Origin of the sequence: Sinorhizobium sp. FG01 (assembly GCF_002531875.1) — a bacterium.
Taxonomy (GTDB): domain Bacteria; phylum Pseudomonadota; class Alphaproteobacteria; order Rhizobiales; family Rhizobiaceae; genus Sinorhizobium; species Sinorhizobium fredii_C.
This window is the reverse complement of record NZ_NWTB01000051.1, coordinates 1-3,499: the sequence shown is the minus strand read 5'-3', so window position 1 is coordinate 3,499 and position 3,499 is coordinate 1. Positions and strand designations below refer to the sequence as shown.

The 3,499-nt window shown below is 54.9% G+C and carries 3 protein-coding genes; all 3 read right to left on the bottom strand.

Translation table 11 applies throughout. From position 1 onward, the window contains the following. Positions 1–242: 242 nt before the first annotated feature. The 3 genes from CO656_RS29390 to CO656_RS29380 all read right to left on the bottom strand — a co-directional run bounded on the left by CO656_RS29390 (position 243) and on the right by CO656_RS29380 (position 3,295). Complete coding sequence (locus tag CO656_RS29390) at positions 243–1,433, bottom strand: glycine C-acetyltransferase (protein ID WP_097528124.1); 1,191 nt, start codon at positions 1,431–1,433, stop codon at positions 243–245. 84 nt (positions 1,434–1,517) lie between these two features. Beyond that, the gene (locus tag CO656_RS29385) at positions 1,518–2,477 is read right to left on the bottom strand and encodes an aminotransferase class IV (protein ID WP_097528123.1); all 960 of its coding nucleotides are present in this window, start codon (positions 2,475–2,477) and stop codon (positions 1,518–1,520) included. A gap of 317 nt (positions 2,478–2,794) precedes the next feature. Beyond that, a complete protein-coding gene (locus CO656_RS29380) occupies positions 2,795–3,295 on the bottom strand; it encodes an Lrp/AsnC family transcriptional regulator (RefSeq protein WP_234819739.1) in 501 nt (166 codons plus the stop codon). Positions 3,296–3,499 lie beyond the last annotated feature (204 nt).

Genomic DNA, 3,499 nt, shown 5'->3' with positions numbered 1-3,499 from the left:
GAGGGCGTTGCAGCTCTTTAATTTGAACGCCCCCTAGCGAAATCGAAGCCACCGCGGCCTCGGCCGTATGGTTACGAAGTGTACGGGCGCAGCCTGTCAGTCCAGCACTTGCAACTGGCCAGCACAGGGGTGCCGCTGCCCGCGTCCGAGACGACCCTGCCGCTCGATTTTGTGGCAACACAAGCCCATCTGAACTATGCGAATTTTGTTCGAGATGAATCTGCCACTGCGCGCGGATTTGGCTATGGAATGACGCCGAGTTCTTTGCCGACCTCCACGAAGGCCTCGACTGCGCGATCGATATCAGGGAAGGAATGCGCTGCAGACATTTGAGTCCGGATACGTGCTTGCCCTTTCGGGACGACCGGAAAATAAAATCCGACAACATAGATTTCACGCGTCAGCATTTCCTCGGCCATGCGCTGGGCCAGAAACGCGTCGCCCAACATCACCGAAATGATGGGGTGGTCGGCGCCGGCCAGGCTGAAGCCGGCTTTTCTCATCTTCGACCGAAAACGTTCGGCGTTAGCATACAGCTTTTTGCGCAAAGTGCTTCCGTTCTCGACGATGTCGAACACCTTCAGCGAGGCAGCGGCAATCACCGGCGCCAGCGTGTTCGAGAAGAGATAGGGCCTAGAGCGCTGACGCAGCCAATCGATCACCTCCGTCCCGCCGGAGGTATAGCCCCCCGAGGCGCCGCCGAGCGCCTTGCCGAGCGTGCCGGTGACAATGTCTACCCTACCCTCCACGCCGCAATACTCGGCAGAGCCCCGTCCATGCTCACCGACGAAGCCGACGGCGTGGCTATCGTCCACCATGACCATAGCATCGTACTTGTCGGCCAGGTCGCAGATGCCCTTGAGATTTGCGATGATGCCGTCCATCGAGAACACGCCATCGGTCGCGATCAACTTGAAGCGCGCACCGTCCGCCTTCTTCAGTTCCTCCTCCAGCGCCGCCATGTCGTTATTGGCGTAGCGAAAGCGTTTCGCCTTGCTGAGCCGCACGCCATCAATGATTGACGCATGGTTTAGCGCATCAGAGATGATTGCATCCTCTTCGCCTAGAAGCGTCTCGAACAGGCCGGCATTTGCATCGAAGCAGGAGGAGTAAAGGATGGCATCTGCCATGGCCAGGAAGCGGGAAATCCTCGCTTCAAGCTGCTTGTGCTCCTCCTGCGTGCCGCAAATGAAGCGTACCGAAGCCATCCCATAACCATAGCGGTCGAGCGCCTTCTTGGCCGCGTTTGCGATCTCTTCGTTGTCCGCGAGGCCCAAATAGTTGTTGGCGCAGAAATTTAATGCATTTCTACCATCGGCAACCCTGATCTCCGAAGACTGGGGCGACGTAATAATCCGTTCGAACTTGTAGAGACCGGCGGACTTAAGTTCTGCCAGCTCCTGTCTAAGGTGCGCAAGAAAGGTTTCGGTCATAAATGTATCCTGGGGTGTCCTGCCCAAAATGCCGGCTCCTCACTTAGCGGGGGAACCGTCTCTCCAAAGCTAGCGCTTTACTAGTCAAGCATAGTTTACAGGAGTCGACCAAGCATCATCCGAATGCTTTTGCCAGTACAGATCCATCAGTTGGCGAGTCACGATCCCAACTCTGCCGCTACTGATGGAGGAACCATCAACACGCGTCACTGGCATGATACCCCCCGCAGTGGAGGTGATGAATACCTCGTCCGCTTCGTTCAGTTCATCACGCGATAGGTCCACAGCAGTAACCACTAGTCCGACTTCCTTGCACAGGTCGAATACGGTCTGCCGCGTAATCCCTGGAAGAACCCCAAAGGCTGGAGTCTTCAATTGACCGCTTTTAACAATGAAGACGTTAAAGCCTGGACCTTCGGCAATATTTCCATTGGTGTCCAAAACTAGGGCGGTTTCGGCCCCAGCATCGTAAGCGTCGAAAAGGCCTTTCACCAGGTCAAGCCAGTGGTAATTCTTGATTGTCGGATCCACTGACTTTGGCGGGATTCGAACGGTTTCGCTTACGCCGACGTGCAAACCTCGCTCCAACTGTTCTTTGTTGGCAACCGAGCCGAAAGGCACAGCAAAGGCAATGAACCGGTTCTCAGCTTCGCGCGGGTCGCGGCTAAATGTCGGTGATCCGCCGCGCGTGCATATCATCTCTACATAGGCTGATTTGTGCCCTGAAAGAGCAACGCAGTTCGAAAGAATCCGTTCGACCTCTTGGCGATCGTAGGGCAACTTCATTCTGAGACGCTCCATTCCCCTGAAGAAGCGATCAAGATGCAGATCCAATCTAAAGAAGCGCCCCGCCCAGACGTGCACGGTATCGTAGGTGGCGTCCGAGTGCAAGAAGCCCCAATCAAGGACCGAGACCTTCGCTTCTGACATTGGGAGATACTGTCCGTCCATGAAGGCGATACCGTGTGGATAACGGCGCGTATCCTTATGCCTAGGTTCGAGTTTCGGAACTCCCACCACCGGCTCCGTCGTGGCAACTGTCATGTTTTCTTCCTCTAAACGTGGCTACGCAAAGATCTCTGCGCGCGTCATGCCGTCCTTGAGGGACTTCATGTACTTTCCACGCACAAGCCTGTTGCTATTTATCGGTCGCTCTACAATCCCGTTTGATCTGGAATTTCTAACGTCTGCGTGAAGAACAAGAGAACCGAAGCCGCTTGTCCGTACGATCCGGCAAAACGCCAGATGCACTTATTCATCGCATCAAACCATGCGCATGCACGATCAAATCGGGGCCGCAAGCGCAATAGGCGCATCAAAAATCACAGTCTGCTGACAAAAAAAATCAGGCCGAATAGGCCTTAGACCAAGATGCGAGGTTCGAACTTCACACGGTCGAGTGTGATCATGCTTCTAAACTTGCGCACGTTGGGGTTCGTATAGAGCTTAGTCTTAACGAACACGTCGAACGCTTCGACGTCTTCCACTGCGACGATCAGGACGAAATCTGCGTCTCCCGTGACCATGTAGCATTGGGTTACTTCTTTTGCAGCGCGCATGGCGCGCTTGAACTCGTCGACAAGATCCAGGCGTTCCCGGTCTAGTTCCACGTTAACAACAACAGTCAGGGACTTCCCCAGAGCTTTCGGATCCACGAGCGCAATGTCGGCAATGATCACGGCGTCCGCTCGAAGCTTGTTGACTCGCCGCATGCACGAGGCTGCCGAAGAACCAACGATCTCAGCCAATTCTGCGAACGACAATCTATTGTTCTTTTGAAGTGCGGCGATGAGCCGTCGATCGAGATCATCCAGCATAATTTTGCAGCTCCAGCCTTCCTCTTCGATACCGATCGGCAGCACCGAGGTAACCGTTGGCTATCTTACTCCATGGCCTTCTATGAAGCACGCACCAACTTTTAGCCGAAGGTGCAATGTACGTTTCACATGCAATAGATGTATGCAACGACGACGACGCGCGGTTCTGGCACCAAACTGAAGAACGCGATCGCTGTCGCTGAATCCGGCCGGGAGGGAGAGACCCGCTTTTGGGGTGAGGTTGACGCA

Excerpts from the sequence above, each read along its gene's own strand:
- CO656_RS29385 (WP_097528123.1), bottom strand. The coding sequence starts at position 2,477 with ATGACAGTTGCCACGACGGAGCCGGTGGTGGGAGTTCCGAAACTCGAA.
- CO656_RS29390 (WP_097528124.1), bottom strand. The coding sequence starts at position 1,433 with ATGACCGAAACCTTTCTTGCGCACCTTAGACAGGAGCTGGCAGAACTT.